Here is a 23952-nt window from a genome sequence, read left to right as displayed (position 1 = left end):
GCCGCTCAGACCCGATGATAGGGCGTGCCCGCCACGATCTGCCCGGCGCGGTAAAGCTGTTCGGCCAGCATCACGCGCACCAGCATATGCGGCCAAACCATCCGCCCGAAGCTGAGCGACCAGTCAGCGCGGGCGCGCAGCGCGGGCGCGATGCCATCGGCCCCACCGATCACGAAGCTCACATCGCGCGCCTGATCGCGCCAGCCTGCCAGTCGTTCGGCAAACTCGGGCGAAGAGACCAGATCGCCGCGCTCGTCGAGCGTGACCAGAACCGACCCCGCCGGGATCGCACGATCCAGCAGCGCGGCCTCGGCCTCCATGCCGAGGTTCTTCTTGTCCTCGACCTCAATGACTGAGGCCGGCCCGAGCCCGAACGCCCGGCCGGCCTTGCCGAACCGTTCCAGATAGTCGGAGATGAGCTCCAGCTCGGGGCTCTTGCGCAGTCGGCCGACCGCGCAGATCGTCACTTTCATTCAGACGCGCCCGCCAGCCGGCATCCACATCTTTTCGAGCTGGTAGAACTCGCGCACTTCGGGGCGGAACACGTGGACGATCACGTCCTGCGTGTCGATCAGCACCCAGTCGCCCTGATCCTTGCCCTCGATCTTGCAAAGACGACCGAACTCGTCCTTGAGACGCTCGGTCAGCTTCTCGGCGATGGCGCCGACCTGACGCGAGCTGCGCCCCGAGCAGATGACCATGTAATCGGCAATCGACGAGCGACCGCGCAGGTCGATCGTGACGATATCCTCAGCCTTGTCATCTTCGAGGGAGGAAAGGACGCGCGCCAGAAGCTGGTCGCTCGTCACTTCGGCACCTGCCAGCTTGGCCGTCATGAGTGCCACCTTTGCGCCGGAACTGCCGGACGCGACAGATAAATGAGACAGGACATTGTCCTCCAGAGGTTCAAGCGCCGCCTTTGCCCCGGCGCCGGGCATAATAAAAACGTAACATCGGCGGGGCCAAATCTCAACTTCCGGCCTGCGGATTTTCGCCGCTGGCCGTTGCGTCGGACGTGGGCCCACCGAGAACCCGCACTTCGCGCTGCGGGAAGGGGATAGAGATTCCGTTCGCGTGGAACGCATCCCAGAGCGCCAGATACACGGCTCCGCGCACATTGGTAAGCCCCTCGACGGGGTCTTTGATCCAGAATCTGAGCACATAATCGACAGAACTCTCGCCAAATCCGGTGATATGGCACACCGCAGGGCGCGATCTGAGCACGCGCGAGACTGACTGCGCCGCACTGACGGCCAGTTCGCGTACCTTGTGCGGGTCGTCGTGATAGGAGGTGCCGAAGGTCAGGTCGATGCGGACGAATTCGTCGGAATGGGACCAGTTGACCACCTGCCCGGTGATCAGATCCTCGTTCGGGATCAGGTATTCCTTGCCGTCGCGGGTCACCACGCTGACATAGCGCGCGCCGAGCGAATTGATCCAGCCGAAGGTGTCGCCGATGCTGATCACGTCGCCCGGCTTGATCGACTTGTCGAGCAGGATGATCACGCCCGAGACAAGGTTCGACACCACCTTCTGCAAGCCAAAGCCGAGACCCACGCCGATGGCGCCCGACAGCACGGCCAGACCGGTCAGATCGAACCCCACCGATTTCAATCCGACAAACAGCGCCGCGCCGTAGAACAAGACCTGCATGACCTTGATCACCAGCTCGCTCATCGAGGGCGAGATGTCGGTATTGGCCCGGATACGCGCGGTGGCGCGCCGCGTGACCGCCCGCGCGCCGGAAACCAGCAGCGCCGTCAGCACCATCGCCTTGAGAACCGCCAGTGCCGAAAGCCGGAAGTCGCCAATCGTGATCGCGGCACTGTCGAGCAGCCCCGCGGCCTCGTCCGCAAAACCCAGATAGTAAAGCGCGACATAGATCCATACGCCCCAGGTCACGATCCGCCGCAACAGATCGTTATGGATCAGCCGCGCGAGCATGCCGACCACGAGCCAGGCCGTGACCAGCGTCGCCGCGAGCACCACGATGAAGCGGCGCGAGTAGAAGGGGCTCAGCTCGCTCAGCACGAACACCGCCGACCAGGCGAGCAGGATGAAGATCACGCCGCGCAGGCGCTTGCGAAAGATGATGGCGCTGCGCAGCTGCCGGGGGCTGAGTTCGCGGTTGCGCGCCCAGTCGTCCACCTTGGGCGCAAGCCAGATCCGGCCCAAATGCGCAATTCCGAAACAGACAAGGATGATTGCGAGTTGCCACAGCCGCGAAGGCAGGATGAGCGAGTGGAAGAAGATCTCCACCTGGTGCCAGATCGACTGGATGGTCTTGAGCGTCTCCGGGTTGATGAAGTCCACGTGGCCCTCCCTGAAACCACGATACAGGCAAATCAATTCCCGCCAACACGGTTTCTTTCATTGCCAGACTCGCTCGGGGCGCTTATTTAGCGGCGCATGAGCCGAATTATCGACATGGATGACCGCGCCCGCCTGCGCGAGCGCTTCTACGGCGAAAGCCGTTCCATCCTCGCCCGACTTTGATGTCGGCGCGGGGCCGCGATCATGCGTCCCTGTCGCCTGCGGTCGCCCCTTGCCGGCGCGGCCGCCTGCCCTGACCAATTCACAGCCATCGAAAGAGAGAGCCATGTCCGCTCCCAAAACGCTCTATGACAAGATCTGGGATGCCCACGTCGTTTCCCAGGACGAAGACGGCACCTGCCTGCTGTATATCGACCGCCACCTGGTCCACGAAGTGACCTCACCCCAGGCCTTCGAAGGCCTGCGCATGGCGGGCCGCCCGGTGCGCGCCCCCGAAAAGACCATCGCCGTGCCGGACCACAACGTTCCGACCACGCTCGATCGCGTCTCGGGCGTGATCGCCAACGAGGAAAGCCGGATCCAGGTAGAGGCGCTCGACAAGAACGCCAAGGATTTCGGCATCAACTACTATCCGGTGAACGACATCCGTCAGGGCATCGTGCACATCGTCGGCCCCGAGCAGGGCTGGACGCTGCCGGGCATGACCGTCGTTTGCGGTGACAGCCACACGGCCACCCACGGTGCTTTCGGCGCGCTGGCCCACGGCATCGGCACTTCGGAGGTCGAGCACGTTCTGGCGACGCAGACGCTGATCCAGAAGAAATCGAAGAACATGAAGGTCGAGATCACCGGCAAGCTCAAGCCCGGCGTGACCGCCAAGGACATCACACTCGCCGTCATCGGCCACACCGGAACCGCCGGCGGCACCGGCTATGTCATCGAGTATTGCGGCGAAGCGATCCGCGATCTGTCGATGGAAGGCCGCATGACCGTATGCAACATGGCGATCGAAGGCGGCGCCCGCGCTGGCCTGATCGCGCCGGACGAAAAGACCTTCGAATATGTCAAAGGCCGCCCGCACGCCCCGAAAGGCGCGCAATACGAGGCCGCGCTGAACTGGTGGAAGACGCTCTTCACCGATGAGGGCGCGCATTTCGACAAGGTCGTCACCATCCGCGCTGAAGACATCGAGCCGGTCGTGACCTGGGGCACCTCGCCCGAGGACGTGCTGCCGATCTCGGCCGTCGTCCCGGCGGCGGAAAGCTTTACCGGCGGCAAGGTCGATGCGGCCAAGCGCTCGCTCGACTACATGGGCCTCGAGCCCGGCCAGAAGCTGACCGACATCAAGATCGACGTGGTCTTCATCGGTTCCTGCACCAACGGCCGCATCGAGGATCTGCGCGCCGCCGCCAAGGTGGTGAAGGGCAAGAAGCTCGCCAACGGCGTGCGCGCCATGGTCGTTCCGGGCTCGGGCCTCGTGCGTCATCAGGCCGAGGAAGAGGGTCTGGATCAGATCTTCACCGAGGCCGGGTTTGAATGGCGCATGGCAGGCTGCTCGATGTGCCTCGCGATGAACCCCGACCAGCTGGCCGAGTACGAGCGCTGCGCCTCGACCTCGAACCGCAACTTCGAGGGCCGTCAGGGCTACAAGGGCCGCACCCACCTGATGAGCCCCGCCATGGCCGCCGCCGCCGCGATCACCGGTCACCTGACCGATGTGCGCGAGCTGATGGCCGCAGAAGAAATCGCCTGAGGAGCCGCGACGATGGAAAAGTTTCAAAAAGTGACCGGCATCGCGGCGCCCATGCCGCTGGTAAACATCGACACCGACATGATCATCCCGAAGGTCTTCCTCAAGACGATCAAGCGTTCGGGCCTCGGCGTGAACCTTTTCGACGAGATGCGCTATGACCGCGCGGGCAACGAGCTGCCCGACTTCGTGCTGAACAAGCCGCAGTACCGCGACGCCTCGATCCTGATCGCGGGCGACAACTTCGGCTGCGGTTCCTCGCGCGAGCACGCCCCCTGGGCGCTGGCGGATTTCGGCATCAAGGTGATCGTCTCGACCTCGTTTGCCGACATCTTCTTCAACAACTGCTTCAAGAACGGCATGCTGCCGATCGTGCTGCCGCAAGAGCAGGTCGATCTGCTGATGAAGGACGCGGAAAAGGGCGCCAACGCGCGCATGACCGTCGATCTGGAGAACCAGCAGATCACCACCTCGGATGGCGTCACCATTCCGTTCGAAGTGGATGCGTTCAAGAAGCACTGCCTGATCAACGGTCTCGATGACATCGGCCTGACGCTCGAGAAGGTCTCGGCCATCGATACCTTCGAGGCACAGTCGGCGCAGTCGCGTCCCTGGGTCTGATCCAGTTAGTGGCCTTAAACCACTGATATACAAGATATTGGGCCGCCCTCTGGGCGGCCTTATTTTTGCACCATTCTTGGTGCAAAGCGGCACCAGTCACTGGTGATTTGTTTTAAATTTGCGAGGATGGTGATTGAAAGATTGCCTGCCAATCCGGAATTGGGCAAAATGATGGCAAGAATGAGGCAGTCCGCCATAATCCGGCGGCAACAACATGGGACAAGGGGCCGGCATCGTATCGGAACCGTCCGTGGTGAGGGGTTAGAGCGGTGATTTCACGCATTGCAGGGGCTTTGCTGCGCGCAATTCTCGTGGGTCTGGTCATCGTGACCCCCGCGCTTCTGCTTCCTGCCGTGTCGCGCGATACTGTCCAGATCGTTGCCCTCGTATCGCTCTTCGCGGCGATGTTCATCCTGTTCGAATACGCCTCGGTCTATCCCGGTCTGGTCGAGTTCCGCGATGCGCCGCCCTTCAACCGCATCCGGTTCCTGGCCCTTGCGGGGATCATCATCACCCAGTCGCTGATCATCCTTGACCGGTTCGAACCCTCGACCCTGACCCAGTTCGTCGATGTGGTCAGCGCAAGCCTCGCCTCCAAGCTCGACTTTCCCTATAGCCCGGTGCGCATCCTCTCGCTGATGCTTCCGCGTGGCACCGACCCGGCGCATGTGGAGCTGCTGCGCACCGTAGGCGGGATCAGCTACCTGATCTCGATCACCACGCTCGGCCTCTTTATTCTGGTGATGCGTCTGGCGGGCTGGCCGACCGCGCGGGGCGGCTTCAACGTCTGGGTCAACCTGCCCACCTTCGACCCGACCGTCGGCGGCGACGTGGTCGAGCAGCTGCGCCGCGACAGCTGGGCCAATATCGCGTTGGGCTTCCTGCTTCCCTTCATCATTCCGGCGATCCTCAAGGCGATCTCGACGACCTTCGAGCCGATCACGCTGGAAACGCCGCAAACGATGATCTGGACGGTGACGGCATGGTCTTTCCTTCCGACAAGCCTGTTCATGCGCGGCCTCGCCATGGGGCGGATCGCCGACATGATCGAGGAAAAGCGCCGCCTCGCGGTTGGCTCGGGCTATCTGGCGGCCTGATCGCCCTTGCTCTGGCCGGGCCTGCTGCCGCTGAAACGCTTCGCATCGCCACCTGGACGCCCGATCTGACCCGCAAGGGGCCGGGCTTGCTGCTGCGCGATATTGACGAAGGCAAGGATGCGCAGATCGCTGCCGCCATCGCGGTAATTGCCGAGACTGACCCCGATATCCTGCTGCTGACCGGCTTCGACTGGGATTTCGACGGCGCCGCGCTACGCGCCTTTGCCGATCGGCTGGCCGGGGCGGGGGTGGCCTATCCGCATCGCTTCGCCGCGCGGCCCAATAGCGGCATGGCCAGTGGTCTCGACCTGGATGGCGATGGCAAGACGGGCGGCGCGGGGGATGCACAGGGCTTTGGCCGCTTCTCAGGCGAGGGTGGCTTGGCGCTGTTGTCGCGCTATCCGATCGAGGTCGAAGCTGCGCAGGATTTCTCGGGCTTTCTCTGGCGCGACCTGCCGGGCAACCTGATCGACGGTGCGGGCCTTTCGCCCGAGGCGATGGCCGTGCAGAGGCTTTCATCGACCGCGCATTGGGATCTGCCGCTGCGCGTGGGCGGCCAAAGCCTGCACCTGCTGGCCTGGGCCGCGACGCCACCGGTTTTCGACGGCCCCGAGGATCGCAACGGCCGGCGCAACCACGATGAGGCCGCCTTCTGGCTGCGCTACCTCGACGGCGATCTGCCCATGACCCCGCCCGAGGGGCCTTTCGTGCTGCTCGGCGACGCGAACCTCGACCCGGTGGATGGCGAGGGCCGCCCCGAGGCACTGCGCGCGCTGCTGGCCCATCCGCGCTTGCAAGATCCCCGCCCCGCCAGCTTGGGCGCGGCCATGGCACCGCAGACCGGACGCAATGCGCAGCATGGGGGCGAGGCGGCGCTTGATACTGCTGATTGGGACGATGCGCGCGTTGGCAATATGCGCGTCGATTATGTGCTGCCCTCGCGCGATCTGGCGGTGCGCGGCGCGGGCACCTTCTGGCCCGCGCCCGAGGCGCCGATGGCGCGCACAGCCGCAACCGCCTCGCGCCATGCTCTTGTCTGGGTGGATATTTCGCTGCCCTGAGGCGCATTTCCAAGGCTTGTCTTGACCCGGCGGCGGGCATTGGTTAGGCCGCTTCCAACCAATAGACGTTGGAGAAAACGAATGGCCAACCCTTCCATCCTCATCCTTGCCGGCGACGGTATCGGCCCTGAAGTCATGGCCGAGGTGAAAAAGATCATCAGCTGGTACGGCGACAAGCGCGGCCTCGTTTTCGACGTGAGCGAAGACCTCGTCGGCGGCGCCGCCTATGACGTGCATGGCAAGCCGCTGGCAGATGAGACCATGGCCAAGGCGCAAGAGGTGGACGCGGTTCTGCTGGGTGCCGTGGGCGGCCCGAAATACGACAACCTCGACTTTTCGGTGAAGCCCGAGCGCGGCCTGCTGCGCCTGCGCAAGGAAATGGACCTGTTCTCGAACCTGCGCCCGGCGCAGTGCTTCGACGCGCTTGCCGATTTCTCGTCGCTCAAGAAAGATGTGGTCGCGGGCCTCGACATCATGATCGTGCGCGAGCTGACCTCGGGCGTCTATTTCGGCACGCCGCGCGGGATCTTCGAAGAGAATGGCGAGCGCGTGGGGATCAACACCCAGCGCTACACCGAGAGCGAGATCGAGCGCGTTGCACGTTCGGCTTTCGAACTGGCCAAGCGCCGCGGCAACAAGGTCTGCTCGATGGAGAAGGCCAACGTGATGGAATCGGGCATCCTGTGGCGCGAAGTCGTCCAGCGCATCCATGACGAGGAATATCCCGAGGTCGAGCTGTCGCATATGTATGCCGACAACGGCGCGATGCAGCTGGTGCGCTGGCCCAAGCAGTTCGACGTCATCGTGACCGACAACCTCTTTGGCGACATCCTCTCGGATTGCGCGGCGATGCTGACCGGCTCGCTCGGCATGCTGCCCTCGGCCTCGCTTGGCGCGCCGATGGAGAACGGCCGCCCGAAAGCGATGTACGAACCCGTGCACGGCTCGGCCCCCGACATTGCCGGCCAGGGCAAGGCCAACCCGATCGCCTGTATCCTCAGCTTCGCCATGGCGCTGCGCTACAGCTTCGATCAGGGCGACGAGGCGACCCGCCTTGAAAAAGCGATCGAGAAGGTGCTGGCCGATGGCGTGCGCACCGCTGACCTGATGGGCCCTGAAGGCGGCACCGCAGTTTCGACCGTCGAGATGGGCGCCAAGATCATCGAGGCACTCGACGCAAGCCTCTGATCAGCGGCTGACAGATTTGGAACGGCGCGGAGAAATCCGCGCCGTTTTGCGTTGCGACCTTGCCAAATGCGCCACCCCGGGCGTATGGGAGCGCTAACAGGAGGGTTGCGATGCACGCAGGCAGATCCAACAGCAAGGGGGCGGGGCTCGCCCTGCTGGCGATGGCGATCTACGCGACGCATGATGCCGTGGTGAAGACACTGGGAGAGCGGTACTCCGCGGTTCAGATCATCTTCTTTGCCGCGCTGCTCAGCTTTCCGATCCTCTCGCTCATCATGCTCAAGGACAAACGCGAGGGCCATCTGCGCCCCATCCATCCCTGGTGGGTGCTGGCGCGCGCGATCTGTACCGTGATCACCGGGGTCTGCGCGTTTTACGCCTTCTCGCATCTGCCGCTCGCTCAGGTTTACCCGATCCTCTTCGCGATGCCGCTGCTGATCACGATCCTCGCAATTCCGGTCTTGGGCGAGAAGGTCGGCCCCCATCGTTGGGCGGCGGTGATCATCGGGTTGCTCGGGGTGCTGATCGTGGTGCGCCCGGGGCAGGCCGAGCTGGGCCTGGGCCATATCGCCGCGATGACCGCAGCGCTCTGCGGCTCGGTCGCGTCGATCATCATCCGCAAGATCGGCAATGAAGAACGCTCGGTCGTGATGCTGCTCTCGCCGCTTCTGGGCAACTTCCTTGCCATGGGGGCAGTGCTGCCGCTGGTTTGGGTGCCACTGGAGCTGCGCGATCTGGGCTTGCTGGCGGTGGTCGCGCTCTTTGGTCTGACGGGGGCCTTCCTGCAGATCCTGGCCTATCGCGAGGGCGAGGCCGCGATCGTCGCGCCGATGCAATATTCGCAGATCGTCTGGGCGGTGATCTACGGCTGGTTCTTCTTTGGCGAGGGGATTGACGGGCCAACGATGCTTGGCGCGGGCGTCGTCATTGCCTCGGGCACCTATATCGTCTGGCGCGAAAGCACTGCGAACGTGTCGCAAAACCGCCCCGTGCTGCAAACCCGCGGCCGCACGGAAACCGTGACAACGCCGCGCTCGTCGCTGTTGCAGCGCGCGCTGAACCTGACCGGTCGCAGCGGCACAAGGTAACGGAAAAGACGCAGAATCCCCCTTGCAAATGCCGGACGGAGTCGGTAACTCGCCTCCACACGGTCGGAGCGTAGCGCAGCCTGGTAGCGCACCTGCTTCGGGAGCAGGGGGTCGGAGGTTCGAATCCTCTCGCTCCGACCAATTTCCCGACTATGGAATGCCACGTTAGTATTCCTTTTTTTACCACTATGCTTTCTGTGGCAGGCGAAAATCCGAACAAGCGAACTACAGCATCACGGCGATATTGTGCGTTCGGCAGCTTCCGCCGGCTGTTGGTCAAAGCCTTAGGGTTCGGCCTGAAGTAGATTGCCCCGATCCGCGAAGGCCTCGCAGCGATACGAAATCCGAAGTCAACTTGGCTTGCGCATGACGTCGCCCCGAGATCTTATCAAGCGCGAGCAAGACGTCTGGCGTGAGTTTTGCCCCTTTTGGGAGAAACGCGGCCGCTCGCTGCGCGCGGCACCGAAGGCTGCTCTGCTGGGCAAGGCTTCCGTTTGCGCCCGAAGGATCAGTGTCCGCTCAACGAATGGCCACACCCGCTGACGACATCCGCTTTTCAGCGCCTTCTGTCGGCGCGGCTGAGAGAGTACCATCCCTCACGACGGTGACATCATAGCCGCGGTTTCGGGCAGCCAGCGCCGTCTTCTGCACACAGTAATTAAAGTCTAGTCCAACAAGACGCAGCTTGCCTACGTCGAGGCGCTCCAATAGCGCATCCAGCTCACCGGTTTCAAATGCGTCTTGAACGCGCTTTACAACGATCTGGTCAGGGAGAGACGAAAACGGCTCCGCAAGATCGGTCCCATCACTGCCTTCTATCGCCTGCCCCTTCATCGTAAGCCTCGCCACTGCCTTCGTGGAAGGGATCGACCACTCCTGACGGACGGCAATGACGGGGTGGTTTTGGGCCCGCGCAGCCTCTACTTCCTTGTAAATGACGGCGGCAGCACCTTCTTTTGCTGCGTCCGAGTAAGGGCCGCGTTCCCAGAAAACCGACTGCAGATCAATCAGCAGAAGGGCAGATGCATCCCGGTTGCGTATCGTTTCTCCGACACTGACCGAACCGATGCGTCTTACACCGTTGCCGAGCCAGAGTGTGAGAACGAGGGCCACAATACCCAAGACAATGCCGAGCGTCATTCGCTCTCTCCTGTTTGGTTTTTCAAGCTGTCCACCACTGCGATTACGACCTGAAGTGCCGTAGAGATGTCCTCACTGCTCAGGTTCGTACCAACCTCTTCCATGAGCTTCAGTTCCTTCGAAATGATCTTTTCGATGAGGGTGCGGCCGTGATCGGTCAGCGCCAGGATCGGCGAGCGTTTGTGACGAGGGTTCGCGCGTTGCTCAACGAAACCGGAGGCCAGCGTTTCGTTGCACATGATCTGGACGTATTGCCGTTTGATTTCGAGCCTTGCCGCAATCTCTGGAACGGTCTGCTCTCCGTGTCTGTGGAGGATCTCCAGAACGGCCCGCATCCGGACTGTAAGGCTGGTTCCCACCAGACCAGCTTCAACGCAGGCCTCTGCGGCTTGCATGAGCGGGCGCGACATCCAAATCAATCGATGAAGGTGTTCTGCTGTCATAGTGACACTATACATGTCAATATGACAGGTGCAATGTCATTGCTGGGAAGGACATTGGTTCTTCGTGCAGTATCGGCAGGAGCGGGCTCAAAGCAGACTTGCGGCTCGCCGACGCCCCGACCGCGTTTCCACACAGCCTCGGCCGCAATCAGCCGAGCCTAGATTTCAACGTGGAAGGCGCGGGAATAGATTGTCGTTTATTTAAGAATTTCGATCTTGTCGAAGGCGACTCGACTCTGCGGGGAACCATCAGAATTAAGGATCAAGGCACCGACAATCACACCCAGGTCAGGCTGATACAGCCTTTCAGTTCGGATGCTGGCGGTTCCACTTAAAGATAGGATATCTCGAACGACTGTTACCTTGTAGCGACATCCACCGATCCGCACCCGGTCGCGCCGAACCACTTCGGCTTGCAAACGCCCAGACTGGTTTGCTGCGCCTGATAGCGCCACCGCGACGTCAATCTTGGCGCCGACAGCGCTAGGATCGAACGTCGCGAGCTCTGCAGGAAATTTCAAGGCCAGTGTCGCAGTACCAACTCGCCGCACCGCGAATACTCCATTCAGATAATCGGTCTGGATTTGCTGTGCTGCGCCGTCACGAACCATAGTCCTGTCTTCGCGGATCGAACCACCGGACCGCTTGCTATAGACGACATCCATAAGCGGATCTGCTCGCACCAAATGCAGCTTATCTCCGACCTTGAAATCTCCGCCCGTGGGACAGGCTGCATGCATGGGTGCGGCAACAACACCTAGCCAAACGATTATTCCAATGGCCCAAAAGTCCATAATATGCTCCCGGAAGCCTAGCAAATTTGGTCAACGCTCTGGTTCACGCCCAACTTGCCAGAACCGCAATAAGTGCGCGTATCAGATTGCATCCAGCCGCAAACAGCAAAGAAAATCAATCAGTCTCGAACGGCAATAGGCGAGATGGTTCCGCTTGTTTGCGCAGGTCACGGGGCGTTCCTATTCTGGTGTTTGATCCCACGGTTTGATGGTGCGATCCATTCGTGGGAATGGAAGGAAGCGCTATGGGACAGGTTCGTCACGGCTGCGCCACGACCACGCACGCCGTCAGAGCTGCAATACAGCGATCGCAAGCTTCGACCGCGGCGCTAGGCCGGGAACCCGGGGTCAACCCAAAGATTGTCACGAGTTGGCGAAAGCGCGAGACGGTGGAAGATCACAAAACGGGGCGATGGGATCCGCGCTCCACTGTTCTGAGCGAAGAAGAAGAGGCTATGGCGGTTGCTTCCCAGCGGCACACGCTGTTGCCGCTGGACGACTGCCTCTAAGCCCTGCAGCCTTCGATTCCACACCTAACCAGATCAGCGCTTCGCCGATGCCTTCAACCCCATGGCATCTCGCGGCGACCGGATGTCGACGGGGACAAACCCAAGCATCAGCGCTTCAAGCGCTACCCCATCGGCTTCTTTCACATGACATCGCAGAACCGTAGACCGCTGAAGGCGGTTATATCTCTTCGTTGCCATCGATCGGACCAGCAGGTTCGCGGCCACCCAACTCGTCGACAAAGCAGATAGACGGAGGGCGTGGGCGTTCCTAGCGCATCTGCTGGAGGCGGTTCTCTACCGCATCCACACGATCCTGACCGATAACGGCATCCAGTTCGCCGACCAACCCAGGAACCGGAATACCGCCTATTCCCGGCAAATGTGCTTTGACATGATCTGTGAGGCGAACGGAATCGAGCACTGCCTGACCAAGCCCAACCATCCATGGACCAACGGTCAGGTTGAGCGCATGAACCTCACGATCAAGGAGGCCACCGTCAAACTCTTCCACTACGACAGCCACGACCAGCTCCGCACCCATCTCGAGGGCTTCATGGCGGTATACAACTTCGCTCGCTGGCTCAAGACCCTCAGCGGTCTGACGCCCTAAGACCATATCTGCAAGATCTGAATTTCAGAGCCGGACAGATTCATCGTCAATCCGATCCACCAGATGCCGGGACGGAACAACTAGCCAAGACAGCCTCCTTTCTGCGCGGGTATGTCCAGCTGTCTTCATCAAGCCTCCCAAATTTGCCTTCAACAGGGGCTTTACGGCCGGGTTCACATTGGCCTCGCGTCTTGTTGCGCGCCCGCGGCGCGCCTGCCCCGGCATTCCACGCTCACTCCCTGGCGAGGGGAAACCGTCGCAGTTGCCCGTGGCGCTGCGGGCGCGTAAAAGGGCGCGAACCCTACAGGAGGCCCCGATGACCCGTCCGAAACCTGTCGTGCTGTGCATTCTCGATGGCTGGGGCGAGCGCGCCGAGATCGAGGGCAACGCGCCTGCGCAAGCCAACACCCCCAACCTTGACCGCGTCTTCGCAACATGCCCCAAGGCCACGCTGATCACACATGGCCCCGATGTCGGCCTGCCGACCGGGCAGATGGGCAACTCGGAGGTTGGGCACACCAATATTGGCGCGGGTCGCGTGGTGGCGATGGATCTGGGCCAGATCGACCTCGCGATCGAGGATGGCTCGTTCTTCCGCAACGAGGCGATCATGAAGTTCACCGAGGCGGTGAAGATCGCTGGCGGTCGCGCGCATCTGATGGGGGTGATTTCGGATGGCGGTGTTCATGGCCATATCGAACACACGCTGGCCGCCTGCAAGGCGCTGGCCGGGGCAGGCGTTCCGGTCGTGGTCCACGCGATCACCGACGGGCGTGACGTGGCCCCTGACAGTGCCGCGCGCTTCATCGACGATTTCGTGGCGCGTCTGCCCGAGGGCTGCACCCTCGGCACGGTGATCGGTCGCTACTGGGCAATGGACCGCGACAACCGGTGGGAGCGCGTGGGTCTGGCTTATGACGCCATGGTCAAGGCCGAGGGGCTGCATGCGGCCACGCCGGCCGAGGCCGTCGCGCAATCCTATGCCAAGGGCGAGGTGGACGAGTTCATCAAGCCGACCGTGATCGCGGGCTACACCGGCACCGCCGATAATGACGGCTTCTTCTGCCTGAACTTCCGCGCCGACCGCGCGCGCGAGATCCTGCGCGCGCTCGCCGAGCCGGGCTTTGCCGAGCTGGATACCTCGGCCCGTCCGAAGTGGTCGGCGCTGCTGGGGATGGTCGAGTATTCGGTCGATCACAGCAAATACATGGACACCGCTTATCCCAAGCGCGACATCGTCAACACTTTGGGCGAGTGGGTCTCGAAGCAGGGGCTGACGCAGTTCCACCTGGCCGAGACCGAGAAATACCCGCATGTGACCTTCTTCCTCAATGGCGGCAAGGAAGCACCGTGGGAGGGCGAAGATCGCTTCATGCCGAAATCGCCCAAGGTCGCCACCTACGATCTGCAACCCGAGATGAGCGCGCCCGAGGTCACCGACAAATTCGTCGAGGCGATCGAGAAGGGCTATGACCTGATCGTGGTGAACTACGCCAACCCCGACATGGTCGGCCATACCGGCAGCCTGCCCGCCGCCATCGCCGCCTGCGAAGAGATCGACCGCGATCTGGGCCGCGTGCTGGCCGCGCTGGAAAAGGCCGGGGGTGCGATGATTATCACCGCCGACCACGGTAACTGCGAAACCATGATCGACCCGGTGACGGGCGGCCCGCACACGGCGCATACCACGAACCCGGTGCCGGTGGCGCTGGTCGGCGGCCCGGCGGGGGCCACGCTGCACAAGGGCCGTCTGGCCGATCTGGCGCCGACGCTGCTTGACCTGATGCAACTGCCCGTGCCGCCCGAAATGACCGGCACCTCGCTGATCGGGCGGTGATGCGCGCCACGCTTCTTGCCTGGATGCTGAGCGCCTCGGCGGCGCTGGCCAGCCCTGCCGCCGACAGCGCGTTGCAGGCGGCCGAGGATCTGCGCGCCTCGATCACTGCATTGGATGAGGCGCAGACCAAGGCCGACCGCATCGCCGCGCTGACCGAAACGCTGACTGCTTATGAACGTGGCCTCGGTGCGTTGCGCGACGGCTTGCGCCGCGCCGTGATCCGCGAGCGCGAGATCAGGGCCGGGTTCGATGCGCAGCGCGACCAGATCGGGCGGCTTCTGGGTGTGATGAGCACGATGGAGCAATCCGAAGGGCCGCTCTTGCTGCTGCATCCCACTGGGCCTCTTGGCTCGGCGCGCTCGGGCATGGTGCTGGGGGCAGTGACCCCGGCTTTGCAGGCCGAGGCAGAGGCGATGCGGGGCGAGCTGGAAGAGATCGCCACCCTGCGCGCCCTGCAAAAGAACGCGGCCGCGGTGCTGGAGGGCGGGCTTGCCTCGGCCCAGGCGGCGCGCACCGCACTGAGCGAGGCGATCGCGCAGCGCAGCGCCCTGCCGGGGCGTTATCTGGAAGACCCCGAAGATCTGCGCCTGCTTGTGGAAAGCGCCGACACGCTGGAGGGCTTTGCCACCGGGCTGACCGGCCTCGACTATGACATCGGCCCGCCGCTTGAGGATTTCGCCAGCGCCCGTGGAACGTTGCCCCTTCCGGTCATGGGATCGGTGCTGCGCAAGTTCAACGAGGCCGACGCCGCAGGCATCCGCCGCCCCGGCCTTTTGATCGCCACGGCCCCCTCCGCGCTGGTCACCGCGCCCTGGCCTGCGACGATCCGCTACCGCGGGCCGCTGTTGGACTACGGAAATGTGATGATCGTCGAGCCCGCAGAGGGCTATCTTCTGGTTCTGGCGGGGCTTGGCACGGTCTATGGTGAAACCGGCGATGTGCTTGAGCGCGGCTCTCCCATCGGGTTGATGGGTGGCGCCGAACCGGGCGCACAGGAATTCGGGGCGGAATTCGTTCAGGCGGCGCAAGATGGCGGTGGCGCAGGACGGACGGAGACGCTTTACTTGGAATTGAGAGAGGGCGATGCGCCCGTGGACCCCGCCGCGTGGTTCACCCAAACCAGAGACCAGTAGGATCAAGGGTTAAGAATGAAGAAGTTCGTGATGGCCGCAATTGGCGGCACCGTTGCCGGGGCGCTGATCTCCACGCAGATTGCAGCCCCCCTTCTGGCCCAGGAAGCGGCCAAGCCGGTGTCGGTCTATGAGCAGCTCGACCTGTTCGGCGACATCTTCGAACGCATCCGTCAGGACTATGTCGAGCAGGTGGATGACAAGAAGCTGATCGAGGCCGCGATCAACGGCATGCTCAGCTCGCTCGATCCGCATTCGAGCTACCTGCCGCCCGACGATTACACCGACATGAAGGTGCAGACGCGCGGCTCGTTCGGCGGTCTGGGGATCGAGGTCACGCAGGAAGAGGGCTTCGTCAAGGTCGTCTCGCCGATCGACGGAACCCCCGCGGCTGCGGCCGGCATTCAGGCGGGCGATTTCATCACCCATGTGGATGGCGAAAGCGTGCTGGGGCTGACGCTCGATCAGGCGGTGGACAAGATGCGCGGCCCGGTCGGCAGCGAGATCTCCATCACCGTCGTGCGCGAAGGCACGCCCGAGCCGTTCGACGTCGCCATCACCCGCGATACGATCAAGCTGACCGCCGTGAAGAGCCGGGTCGAGGGCACCACCGTCGTGCTGCGCATCACCACCTTCAACGACCAGACCTTCTCGAACCTTGAGGAGAACCTCAAGAAATCGGTCGAGGAAGCGGGCGGCATCGACAAGGTGAACGGCTTCGTCATCGACCTGCGCAACAACCCGGGCGGGCTGCTCACGCAGGCGATCTCGGTTTCCGATGCCTTCCTGAATGCCGGCGAGATTGTCTCGACCCGCGGCCGCAGGGCTGAGGAAAGCGAGCGTTTCAACGCAACCCCGGGCGATCTGGCGCAGGGCAAGCCGATGGTCGTGCTGATCAATAGCGGTTCGGCCTCGGCTTCCGAGATTGTTACCGGCGCGCTGCAAGATCATCGCCGCGCCATCGTTGTCGGCACGAAGAGCTTCGGCAAGGGCTCGGTGCAGACCGTGATCCCGATCCAGGGCGAGGGCGCCATGCGCCTGACCACGGCGCGCTACTACACGCCCTCGGGGCGCTCGATCCAGGCGCTTGGCATCGCGCCCGATATCGTCGTGGAACAACCCGCTCCGCCGCCGGTGACCGAAGAGGAAGACGAGGACAAGCGCGCCCCGCGCTCCGAGGCCGATCTGCGCGGCGTTCTGTCGAATGACTCGATGACCGACGATGAAAAGCGTCAGGCCGAGGAAGAGCTGAAGAAAGCCGAAGATGCCGCCAAGCTGCGGATTGAGGATTACCAGCTCGCCTATGCGATCGACATTCTCAAGGGTCTCTCGGCCATCGCCACCGCGCCCGAAAGCATCGTGGCTGCGCCCGCGAACTGATACCGGGGGCCTTCGGGCCCCCTTTTTTCTTGCCACGGATACCCCCAATGACGCCCGAACAGATCGCTGCGCTGCCCTATCGCAAGAATGTGGGGGTTGTGCTGATCAACCCGCAGGGGCTCGTGTTCACGGGCCAGCGGCTCGACAGCCAAGTGCCCGCCTGGCAGATGCCGCAGGGCGGGATCGATGAGGGCGAAAAGCCCAAAGAGGCCGCGCTGCGCGAGTTGTGGGAAGAAACCGGCGTGCGCCCCGATCTGGTCGAAAAACTCGCCAAGACGCAGGACTGGATCACCTATGACCTGCCCGCCGATCTGGTGGGCAATATCTGGAAGGGCCGCTATCGCGGGCAGAAACAGAAGTGGTTCCTGTTCCGCTTCCTCGGCGATGACAGCCAGGTCAACATCGCGACCGAGCACCCCGAATTCGCGGTCTGGTCGTGGAAGCCCCATACCGAGGTGATCGAAGGCATCGTGCCCTTCAAGCGCGCGGTCTACGAGGCGGTCTTCGCCGAGTTCCGCGACTTCTTCGCCTAGAAATCCAGCCCGAGGTCGAGCGTGCGCGCCGAATGCGTCAGCGCCCCCGACGAGATGTAATCCACCCCGGTCGCGGCTACTTCGGCGATGCGCTCAAGGCGCATGTTGCCCGAGGCCTCCAGCACCACGCGCCCCGCGTTGAGCGCAACGGCCTTGTGCAGGGTGGGGGTGTCCATGTTGTCGAGCAAGATGACATCGGCGCCGCCGACCTCCAGCGCCTCTTCAAGCTGCACAAGGCTGTCCACCTCCAGCTCGATGCGCATCATGTGGCTGCGCGCGACACGGGCGGCCTCAAGCACGGCGCGGATGCCGCCGGCGGCCGCGACGTGGTTGTCCTTGATCAGGATCGCATCCGACAGGCCGAAGCGGTGGTTCGAGCCGCCGCCATGCGCCACGGCCATCTTTTCCACAACGCGCAGACCCGGCGTCGTCTTGCGGGTGCAGGTCACGCGGGCCTTGGTGCCCCTGGTTTGCGCAACAAAGGCCGCCGTCATCGTGGCAATGCCGGTCAGTCGGCCCGCGAAGTTCAGCGCGACGCGCTCACCCATCAGGATCGAGCCCGCATCGCCCTCGATCGTCATCAGCGTCTGGCCCGGCGCACAGGGCTGACCATCGGCCACCAGCGTTTCGACCTTCAGGCCGGGATCGACAAGGCGGAAGGCGATCGCCGCGATCTGCATCCCCGACACCACGCCCGGCTCGCGCGCATTGAGCCGCGCGACATAGCGCGTGCCCGCCGGGATCACTGCGCGGGTCGTCACGTCGCCCATCGGCGTCAGGTCTTCGGTCAGCGCCGCGCGGACCAGCGGTTCGAGGATGAAATCGGGAAGCGTCGCGGTCATGTTTCCTCCAGCGCGCGGGTGCGGATCTCCAGCGCCTCAGCAAGGGTCATATGGGTGCGTTCGGCCTGCGCCGGATCGGCCTGCGGATAGTCCGAGCGGTAATGCCCGCCCCGGCTTTCCCGGCGCCTGAGCGCGGCGGCGGCAATCAGCGTCGCCGTCGCGGTCATGTTGCGCATGGATTCCGAGGTCGCCTCGGCCTCGATCCCGGCGATCACGTGCAGGGTATCGGTCAAGCCCTCGGCGTCGCGCACAACGCCCACGCCATCGGTCATGGCGTGACGCAGGCACGCCACGGCGGCCTCGTCAATCGCCTCGGTGCCCGGCGGGAAACTCAGCGTCACCAGATCGGCCGGGGCGGGCGCGCCAAGCGCCTTGCCGATGCCAAGCGCGCAGATCCGGGCATAGACCAGCGCCTCCAGCAACCCGTTCGAGGCCAGTCGGTTCGCGCCATGCAGCCCGGTCGAGGACGCCTCGCCGCAGACCCAGAGGTTATCCAGCGACGCGCGCCCCTCGTGGTCGGTATCGACGCCGCCCATGTGGTAATGTGCGGCGGCGGCAACCGGGATCGGCTGCGAAACAGGGTCTATTCCAGCGCGTTTGCAGGCCTCGGCCACGGCGGGGAAGCGGGTCAGAACCTCGTCGCCCAGCACTGCGCGGGTATCAAGCGCGGGCTCGCGCCCGGCCTGACGCTCAAGGTAAACGGCGCGGGCCACGATGTCGCGCGGCGCGAGTTCAGCCAGTTCATGCACAGCCAGCATGAAGCGCTCGCCGCGGTTGTTGATCAGGATCGCACCTTCGCCGCGCAAAGCCTCGGTCGCCAGTGGCGCCGGGTCTTCGCCGGTGGCGATGGCGGTGGGGTGGAACTGCATGAATTCCGGATCGGCGATGCGGGCGCCCGCGCGGGCCGCCATGCCGATGACCTGCCCGCGAATGCGCGGCGGGTTGGTGGTGACGGCGAACAATCCGCCCGATCCGCCGCCCGCCAGCAAAACCGCCGGAGCGCGCACCAGCGTACGTCCCGAGGGTTCATGCGCGCGCTCGACCCAGACGCCGGTGACCTTGCCACCTTCGACCTCAAGCCCCGAGGCGATGACGCCCTCGGCCACCTGCACGGACGGGGTCTGGCGGACCTCGGCGATCAGGGTCTGCATGATCTCACGCCCGGCCTGGTCGCCCTTGACGCGCACGACGCGCGCGGTCGAATGCGCGGCCTCGCGCGACATGACATAGCCACCCGACGCATCACGATCGAAGGGCGTGCCCAGATCGGTCAGATCGAGGATATGGCGCCGCGCCTCTGCGGTGACCAGTCGCGCCACCTCGGCATCGACGGTGCCTGCGCCGGCATATTTCGTATCCAGCGCATGAGCCTCGGGCGTGTCGCCCTTGGCCATCGCGGCAGCAACGCCACCCTGCGCCCAAGCCGACGATGCACCTTCACCCAGCGTTTCGGGCGAGATCACCAGAACCGGCCGCGGCGCAAGTTTCAGCGCCGCATAAAGCGCGCCCAGACCCGCGCCGACGATGATGACGCGTTGGGTCTCGATGGTGGTCACTTGGCAATTTTCCGCGACAGCTCGATCATCCGCTCGACTGCGATGCGCGCCTTGGCAGCGATCTCGGGATCGACGAAGACCTCAGCCTGACCGCTGTGCAGCGACCAGAGGATCTTTTCGAGCGTGATCTTCTTCATATAGGGGCACATGTTGCAGGGGCCGACGAAATCGACCTCGGGCAGGGCATCTGCGATGTTCGAAGCCATCGAACATTCGGTGACCAGCATCGCCTTTTGCGGCTTTTCGCGCTCGACATAGCTGATGATCCCTGAGGTCGAACCCGAGAAATCCGAAACGCTGACGACCGAGGGCGGGCATTCGGGGTGTGCGATCACGCGGGTGTCGGGGTTCCATTTGCGGAACTCGGTGATGTCCTCGGCGGAGTATTGCTCGTGCACGATGCACGAACCGGCCCACCAGACGACCTTCTTCTGCGGCACCTGCTTGGCTACGTTCTGCGCCAGATACTGGTCGGGCGTCATGATGACGACGTCGCTCTCCATTGCGGCCACAATCTGGGCCGCGTTCGACGAGGTGCAGCAGATGTCCGAGGCGGCCTTCACCTCGGCAGTGGTGTTGACGTAGCTGACAACCGGCGCGCCCGGATATTGCGCGCGCATCGAGGCGATGCCCTCGGCGGTGATCGACTCGGCCAGCGAGCAACCCGCCGCCATGTCGGGGATCAGCACGCGCTTGGCAGGGTTCAGGATCTTCGAGGTCTCGGCCATGAAATGCACACCGCATTGCACGATAGTGCCAGCCTCGACCTTGGTCGCCTCGATCGCCAGTTGCAGGCTGTCGCCGACCACATCGGCCACGCCGTGATAGATCTCGGGCGTCATGTAGTTATGCGCCAGGATCACCGCGTTCTTCTCGGCCTTAAGCCGGTTGATCGCGCGAATATAGGGGGCGTAGCGGGCGAAATCGACCAGCGGAACCACGCGATCCATCTTGGCATGGATGTCGCGCATCTCTTCGGCCAGCGCCATCGAGGGCGCGAGGTCATAGGCCTCGGCCAGCGTCGCGCGCATCGCAGCAAAGTCCAGCATGGGTATCCTCCCCCAAAACCGAGAACGGAGTTGCATGTAAGGGTAATGGCGTTGGGGTTAAATGGGAAAAATGCCTTTTGTAACGCATTTGTTGTAAAATACGGCCCTTGGGTCAGGCAAATCGCTTCCAGATCGCGCTATCGCCCAGCTTGGCGACGAAGGCGCCGTGCGCCTCGGCCTCGGCCTCGGTGATGCGTGGGGGCAGGGGTGCGGGGCGCGCATGGGGCCGCCATTGCTCAGCCGCGCCCTGGCCCTGGCTGTCCGAGGCCTCGATCGACAGGCCAAAGCCCGGCTGGCGGCCACCGATCAGTTCCAGATAAACCTCGGCCAGGATTTCACTGTCGAGAAGCGCGCCGTGCAGCGTCCGCGCCGAGTTGTCGATGCCGAAGCGGCGGCAGAGTGCGTCGAGCGAGGCGGGCGAGCCGGGAAACTTGCGCCGCGCGATCATCAGCGTGTCGAGCGCGCGATCGTTGGCGATCAGCGGCTTTTTCACCCAGCTCAGCTCGGCGTTGAGGAACTTCATGTCGAAGGCGGCGTTGTGGATCACGAGCTTCGAATCCGGGCCGATGAAATCGAGGAAGTCCTGTGCGATCTGCCCAAACTTGGGCTTGTCGCGCAAGAAGTCGTCGCCAAGGCCGTGAACCTCGAAGGCCTCTTTCGGCATGGCGCGTTCGGGGTTGATGTACTGGTGATATGTGCGCCCGGTGGGGACGTGGTTGAACAGCTCTAGCGCGCCGATCTCGACGATCCGATGCCCTTCCGAGGGTTCGAAGCCGGTGGTTTCGGTGTCCAGAACAATCTCACGCATGGCCGCCCCTGATCTGCGCAATCAGGTGTCGCACGGCGGCGCGGGTCTGATCAAGCGTCAGGGTCTCGATCACATGATCGGCGCGGGCGCGTTTCTCGGCATCTGGCAACTGGCGCGACAGGATCATGGCCAGCTGTTCCTCGCTCATCTGTCCGCGCGCCAGAACACGGGCGCGCTGCACTTCGGGTGGGGCCGAGACCACAAGCACCGCATCGCAAGCCGCATCAGCGCCGGTTTCATACATCAAGGGAATGTCGAGCAGGATCAGATCGGCATCGGCATGTTGCGCGATGAAGGCGCTGCGCGACGCCGTGGTCAGCGGATGAACGATGGATTCAAGCCGGGGCAGAGCCTGTTTATCGGCCTGCAATGCCTCGCGCAGGCGAGCGCGATCAACCGCTTCATCCACGACCACACCGGGGAAGGCGGCCGCAATCGGGGCCACCGCCGCGCCGCCCGGGGCGTACAGCGCATGCACCGTGGCATCCGCATCCCAGATCGGCACGCCTTCCTCGGCGAACATCTGCGCGGTCGTGGACTTGCCCATGCCGATGGAGCCCGTCAGGCCCAGAAGAAACGGGCGGCTCATGCGCGCAGGACCGCGTCGCGCAGCTCTTGCGTGACCTCGGGGCGTTGGCCAAACCAGCGCTCAAACCCCGGCACGGCCTGATGCAGCAGCATGCCCAAACCATCGACCGTCGCGCAGCCCATCGCCTCAGCCTCTTGCAGAAGATGCGTGCGCAGGGGTGTGTAGACGATGTCAGTCACGACAGCAGACGGCGAGAGCGCATCAAGCGGCACCCGGAACTCGGCCTTGCCGTCCATACCAAGCGACGAGGTATTCACCACCGTCGCAGCACCCTCGAGCATATTGCCCGCCTGCACCCAGTCATAGACAACAACGCGGGCGCCGAACTCGGTGCGCAGGTTCTCGGCGCGGGCGCGGGTGCGGTTGGCGATGCGAACCTCGGGGCAGCCGACCTCAAGCAGCGAGGCAACGATGGCGCGCGCCGCGCCGCCCGCGCCAATCACCGCCGCGGGCCCCGCATTCGGCTGCCAGCCCGGCGCACCGTCACGCAGGTTGGCGATAAAGCCGTAACCATCGGTATTGTCGGCATGGATCTTGCCATCGGGGCGGAAGATCAGCGTATTCGCAGCCCCGATCAGAGCCGCGCGGTCCGAGACGACATCGGCAAGCGCCAGCGCAGCCTCTTTATGCGGGATGGTGACGTTGCAGCCGACAAAGCCCGCCTTGGGCAGGGTGCGCAGCACGGTTTCCAGATCGTCCCGCGCCACATCCATCGGAATGTAGTGCCCCTTGATCCCGTAATGCTTCAGCCAATAGCCGTGCAGCGCGGGCGAGCGCGAATGGGCAATGGGCGATCCGATCACTCCGGCCAGAGGAATTCGGGGGTGATCCGTCATGTCGTCAGCTCTCCTCGCGCGCGCAGCCAGTTCAGAAATTCGATCAGGGGCAGGCCCAGGACGGCAAAGTAGTCGCCTTCGAGGCTCGAGAAAAGCCGAACGCCCTCCTCTTCCAGCTTATAGCAGCCGACTGCGTGGCGGATGCTGTCCCAGTTGCGGGCCACATAATCGGCGATGAACTCGTCGGACAGAGGATGCATGGTCAACCGCACCTCGGCCACGTGCCGCCAGAGAGGGCGACCATCGCGCATCGCCACCAGCGCCGAAAGCAGCCGATGCGTGCGCCCCGACAGCGCGCGCAATTGTTCAACGGCCTCTTCCGGACTTTCGGGTTTCGCGAATATGCGGCCCTTCAACTCCAGCACCTGATCGGCCCCCAGTGTCAGCACGCCGGGATTGGCGGCCGAGACCTTGGCGGCCTTCATCTCGGCCAGCGTATCGGCCACGTCGCGCGGGTTCGCGCCTTCGGCTTCCAGCGCATGGCGGATCATCTCTTCATCGATCCGGGCAGGGCGGGTTTCCACCACCAGCCCCGCATTGCGCAAAAGCTGCGCGCGGATGGCGGATTGCGAGGCAAGGATCAGCGACAGGCTCATGTGGATAACACTCGGGAGAAGCCTCGGGGAAAGGCTGTGGGTGCAATTGTGGGTTTCATTTCCTCCCCAATGACGGGGGCTTTTGTCAAGGAAAGGCGCGAATTCTCCACCTGTGGGACCGGCTTCGTGGCAAATGTGGGATTTTTGCACTGTCCCCAGAGATCTCGTAGGCTATACGCAGAGATATCAACCACTCAGAGCGGCACAATATATTGTTTTTA

Annotated in this window: 23 protein-coding genes, 1 tRNA gene and 1 pseudogene; 12 read left to right on the top strand and 13 right to left on the bottom strand. The window is 63.5% G+C overall.

Annotation, left to right across the window (positions count from 1 at the left end):
• Positions 1-5: 5 nt before the first annotated feature.
• The 3 genes from rlmH to N3C64_RS06855 form a co-directional block, all read right to left on the bottom strand.
• Positions 6-473, bottom strand: coding sequence for a 23S rRNA (pseudouridine(1915)-N(3))-methyltransferase RlmH (gene rlmH / locus N3C64_RS06865; RefSeq protein ID WP_260013311.1), 468 nt, complete (start codon positions 471-473; stop codon positions 6-8).
• Positions 474-836: a ribosome silencing factor gene (rsfS, locus tag N3C64_RS06860; RefSeq protein ID WP_236021143.1), complete on the bottom strand. Its 363-nt coding sequence runs from the start codon at positions 834-836 to the stop codon at positions 474-476. It lies immediately after the preceding gene.
• 133 nt (positions 837-969) lie between these two features.
• Positions 970-2313, bottom strand: coding sequence for a mechanosensitive ion channel family protein (locus N3C64_RS06855; RefSeq protein ID WP_260013293.1), 1344 nt, complete (start codon positions 2311-2313; stop codon positions 970-972).
• A gap of 286 nt (positions 2314-2599) precedes the next feature.
• Here N3C64_RS06855 and leuC point away from each other — a divergent pair, with 286 nt between their 5' ends.
• The 7 genes from leuC (at position 2600) to N3C64_RS06820 (ending at position 9220) form a co-directional block, all read left to right on the top strand.
• Positions 2600-4027: a 3-isopropylmalate dehydratase large subunit gene (gene leuC / locus N3C64_RS06850; protein ID WP_218630145.1), complete on the top strand. Its 1428-nt coding sequence runs from the start codon at positions 2600-2602 to the stop codon at positions 4025-4027.
• A gap of 12 nt (positions 4028-4039) precedes the next feature.
• The gene (gene leuD / locus N3C64_RS06845; RefSeq protein ID WP_260013291.1) at positions 4040-4645 is read left to right on the top strand and encodes a 3-isopropylmalate dehydratase small subunit; all 606 of its coding nucleotides are present in this window, start codon (positions 4040-4042) and stop codon (positions 4643-4645) included.
• Between the two features lie 269 nt (positions 4646-4914).
• On the top strand, positions 4915-5742 hold the full coding sequence (locus N3C64_RS06840) for a hypothetical protein (protein ID WP_218630147.1): 828 nt from the start codon (positions 4915-4917) through the stop codon (positions 5740-5742).
• An 89-nt stretch (positions 5743-5831) separates the two neighbouring features.
• Positions 5832-6803: an endonuclease/exonuclease/phosphatase family protein gene (locus tag N3C64_RS06835; protein ID WP_260013884.1), complete on the top strand. Its 972-nt coding sequence runs from the start codon at positions 5832-5834 to the stop codon at positions 6801-6803.
• Between the two features lie 81 nt (positions 6804-6884).
• A complete protein-coding gene (gene leuB, locus N3C64_RS06830; RefSeq protein ID WP_260013279.1) occupies positions 6885-7991 on the top strand; it encodes a 3-isopropylmalate dehydrogenase in 1107 nt (368 codons plus the stop codon).
• A 110-nt stretch (positions 7992-8101) separates the two neighbouring features.
• Positions 8102-9079 carry a DMT family transporter gene (locus N3C64_RS06825; RefSeq protein WP_218630150.1) on the top strand — a complete coding sequence of 326 codons (978 nt, stop codon included), beginning with the start codon at positions 8102-8104 and terminating at the stop codon, positions 9077-9079.
• Between the two features lie 64 nt (positions 9080-9143).
• Positions 9144-9220, top strand: a tRNA-Pro gene (locus tag N3C64_RS06820).
• A 378-nt stretch (positions 9221-9598) separates the two neighbouring features.
• Here the strand turns inward: N3C64_RS06820 and N3C64_RS06815 are convergent.
• From N3C64_RS06815 to N3C64_RS06805, 3 genes are all read right to left on the bottom strand, one after another.
• Positions 9599-10219 carry a cysteine hydrolase family protein gene (locus N3C64_RS06815; RefSeq protein WP_260013268.1) on the bottom strand — a complete coding sequence of 207 codons (621 nt, stop codon included), beginning with the start codon at positions 10217-10219 and terminating at the stop codon, positions 9599-9601.
• A complete protein-coding gene (locus N3C64_RS06810; protein WP_260013267.1) occupies positions 10216-10662 on the bottom strand; it encodes a MarR family winged helix-turn-helix transcriptional regulator in 447 nt (148 codons plus the stop codon). Before N3C64_RS06810 ends, N3C64_RS06815 begins: the two co-directional genes overlap by 4 nt.
• A 197-nt stretch (positions 10663-10859) precedes the next feature.
• Complete coding sequence (locus N3C64_RS06805; RefSeq protein WP_260013265.1) at positions 10860-11456, bottom strand: hypothetical protein; 597 nt, start codon at positions 11454-11456, stop codon at positions 10860-10862.
• 245 nt (positions 11457-11701) lie between these two features.
• On the opposite strand from N3C64_RS06805, the pseudogene N3C64_RS06800 reads away from it, so the two are divergent.
• The 5 genes and pseudogenes from N3C64_RS06800 (at position 11702) to N3C64_RS06780 (ending at position 17455) form a co-directional block, all read left to right on the top strand.
• A pseudogene (locus N3C64_RS06800) lies at positions 11702-12659 on the top strand (DDE-type integrase/transposase/recombinase).
• 232 nt (positions 12660-12891) lie between these two features.
• A complete protein-coding gene (gene gpmI / locus N3C64_RS06795) occupies positions 12892-14412 on the top strand; it encodes a 2,3-bisphosphoglycerate-independent phosphoglycerate mutase (RefSeq protein ID WP_260013263.1) in 1521 nt (506 codons plus the stop codon).
• Positions 14409-15545: a murein hydrolase activator EnvC family protein gene (locus N3C64_RS06790; protein ID WP_260013254.1), complete on the top strand. Its 1137-nt coding sequence runs from the start codon at positions 14409-14411 to the stop codon at positions 15543-15545. The genes gpmI and N3C64_RS06790 overlap by 4 nt, the downstream gene beginning before the upstream one ends.
• A gap of 15 nt (positions 15546-15560) precedes the next feature.
• Positions 15561-16922 carry a S41 family peptidase gene (locus tag N3C64_RS06785; RefSeq protein ID WP_218630153.1) on the top strand — a complete coding sequence of 454 codons (1362 nt, stop codon included), beginning with the start codon at positions 15561-15563 and terminating at the stop codon, positions 16920-16922.
• 47 nt (positions 16923-16969) lie between these two features.
• The gene (locus N3C64_RS06780) at positions 16970-17455 is read left to right on the top strand and encodes an RNA pyrophosphohydrolase (protein ID WP_218630154.1); all 486 of its coding nucleotides are present in this window, start codon (positions 16970-16972) and stop codon (positions 17453-17455) included.
• Here the strand turns inward: N3C64_RS06780 and nadC are convergent.
• The 7 genes from nadC to N3C64_RS06745 all read right to left on the bottom strand — a co-directional run bounded on the left by nadC (position 17452) and on the right by N3C64_RS06745 (position 23731).
• On the bottom strand, positions 17452-18297 hold the full coding sequence (gene nadC / locus N3C64_RS06775; RefSeq protein WP_260013249.1) for a carboxylating nicotinate-nucleotide diphosphorylase: 846 nt from the start codon (positions 18295-18297) through the stop codon (positions 17452-17454). The two genes, N3C64_RS06780 and nadC, sit on opposite strands and share 4 nt — an antisense overlap.
• On the bottom strand, positions 18294-19853 hold the full coding sequence (locus N3C64_RS06770; RefSeq protein ID WP_260013246.1) for an L-aspartate oxidase: 1560 nt from the start codon (positions 19851-19853) through the stop codon (positions 18294-18296). The genes nadC and N3C64_RS06770 overlap by 4 nt, the downstream gene beginning before the upstream one ends.
• Entirely contained in the window at positions 19850-20902 is a 1053-nt protein-coding gene (gene nadA, locus N3C64_RS06765; protein WP_260013244.1) for a quinolinate synthase NadA, read from the bottom strand. The genes N3C64_RS06770 and nadA overlap by 4 nt, the downstream gene beginning before the upstream one ends.
• Before the next feature lie 112 nt (positions 20903-21014).
• Positions 21015-21710 (bottom strand): DNA polymerase III subunit epsilon, encoded by a 696-nt coding sequence (gene dnaQ / locus N3C64_RS06760; protein WP_260013235.1) that lies wholly within the window; start codon positions 21708-21710, stop codon positions 21015-21017.
• Positions 21703-22299, bottom strand: coding sequence for a dephospho-CoA kinase (gene coaE / locus N3C64_RS06755; RefSeq protein ID WP_260013232.1), 597 nt, complete (start codon positions 22297-22299; stop codon positions 21703-21705). The genes dnaQ and coaE overlap by 8 nt, the downstream gene beginning before the upstream one ends.
• Entirely contained in the window at positions 22296-23135 is an 840-nt protein-coding gene (locus tag N3C64_RS06750; protein ID WP_260013230.1) for a shikimate dehydrogenase, read from the bottom strand. The genes coaE and N3C64_RS06750 overlap by 4 nt, the downstream gene beginning before the upstream one ends.
• Positions 23132-23731, bottom strand: coding sequence for a Maf family protein (locus tag N3C64_RS06745; RefSeq protein ID WP_260013227.1), 600 nt, complete (start codon positions 23729-23731; stop codon positions 23132-23134). Before N3C64_RS06745 ends, N3C64_RS06750 begins: the two co-directional genes overlap by 4 nt.
• Between the last annotated feature and the right edge of the window lie 221 nt (positions 23732-23952).

This window comes from Sedimentimonas flavescens, assembly GCF_025154035.1.
GTDB lineage: Bacteria > Pseudomonadota > Alphaproteobacteria > Rhodobacterales > Rhodobacteraceae > Rhodobacter > Rhodobacter flavescens.
The sequence above is the reverse complement of the archived record's forward strand: the minus strand, read 5'-3'. Positions and strand labels throughout refer to the sequence as shown.

Excerpts from the sequence above, each read along its gene's own strand:
- N3C64_RS06815 (WP_260013268.1), bottom strand. The coding sequence starts at position 10,219 with ATGACGCTCGGCATTGTCTTGGGTATTGTGGCCCTCGTTCTCACACTC.
- leuC (WP_218630145.1), top strand. The coding sequence starts at position 2,600 with ATGTCCGCTCCCAAAACGCTCTATGACAAGATCTGGGATGCCCACGTC.
- leuB (WP_260013279.1), top strand. The coding sequence starts at position 6,885 with ATGGCCAACCCTTCCATCCTCATCCTTGCCGGCGACGGTATCGGCCCT.
- N3C64_RS06825 (WP_218630150.1), top strand. The coding sequence starts at position 8,102 with ATGCACGCAGGCAGATCCAACAGCAAGGGGGCGGGGCTCGCCCTGCTG.
- N3C64_RS06780 (WP_218630154.1), top strand. The coding sequence starts at position 16,970 with ATGACGCCCGAACAGATCGCTGCGCTGCCCTATCGCAAGAATGTGGGG.
- N3C64_RS06785 (WP_218630153.1), top strand. The coding sequence starts at position 15,561 with ATGAAGAAGTTCGTGATGGCCGCAATTGGCGGCACCGTTGCCGGGGCG.
- N3C64_RS06810 (WP_260013267.1), bottom strand. The coding sequence starts at position 10,662 with ATGACAGCAGAACACCTTCATCGATTGATTTGGATGTCGCGCCCGCTC.
- gpmI (WP_260013263.1), top strand. The coding sequence starts at position 12,892 with ATGACCCGTCCGAAACCTGTCGTGCTGTGCATTCTCGATGGCTGGGGC.
- coaE (WP_260013232.1), bottom strand. The coding sequence starts at position 22,299 with ATGAGCCGCCCGTTTCTTCTGGGCCTGACGGGCTCCATCGGCATGGGC.
- dnaQ (WP_260013235.1), bottom strand. The coding sequence starts at position 21,710 with ATGCGTGAGATTGTTCTGGACACCGAAACCACCGGCTTCGAACCCTCG.
- nadC (WP_260013249.1), bottom strand. The coding sequence starts at position 18,297 with ATGACCGCGACGCTTCCCGATTTCATCCTCGAACCGCTGGTCCGCGCG.
- rlmH (WP_260013311.1), bottom strand. The coding sequence starts at position 473 with ATGAAAGTGACGATCTGCGCGGTCGGCCGACTGCGCAAGAGCCCCGAG.
- N3C64_RS06745 (WP_260013227.1), bottom strand. The coding sequence starts at position 23,731 with ATGAGCCTGTCGCTGATCCTTGCCTCGCAATCCGCCATCCGCGCGCAG.
- N3C64_RS06805 (WP_260013265.1), bottom strand. The coding sequence starts at position 11,456 with ATGGACTTTTGGGCCATTGGAATAATCGTTTGGCTAGGTGTTGTTGCC.
- nadA (WP_260013244.1), bottom strand. The coding sequence starts at position 20,902 with ATGCTGGACTTTGCTGCGATGCGCGCGACGCTGGCCGAGGCCTATGAC.
- leuD (WP_260013291.1), top strand. The coding sequence starts at position 4,040 with ATGGAAAAGTTTCAAAAAGTGACCGGCATCGCGGCGCCCATGCCGCTG.
- N3C64_RS06750 (WP_260013230.1), bottom strand. The coding sequence starts at position 23,135 with ATGACGGATCACCCCCGAATTCCTCTGGCCGGAGTGATCGGATCGCCC.
- rsfS (WP_236021143.1), bottom strand. The coding sequence starts at position 836 with ATGACGGCCAAGCTGGCAGGTGCCGAAGTGACGAGCGACCAGCTTCTG.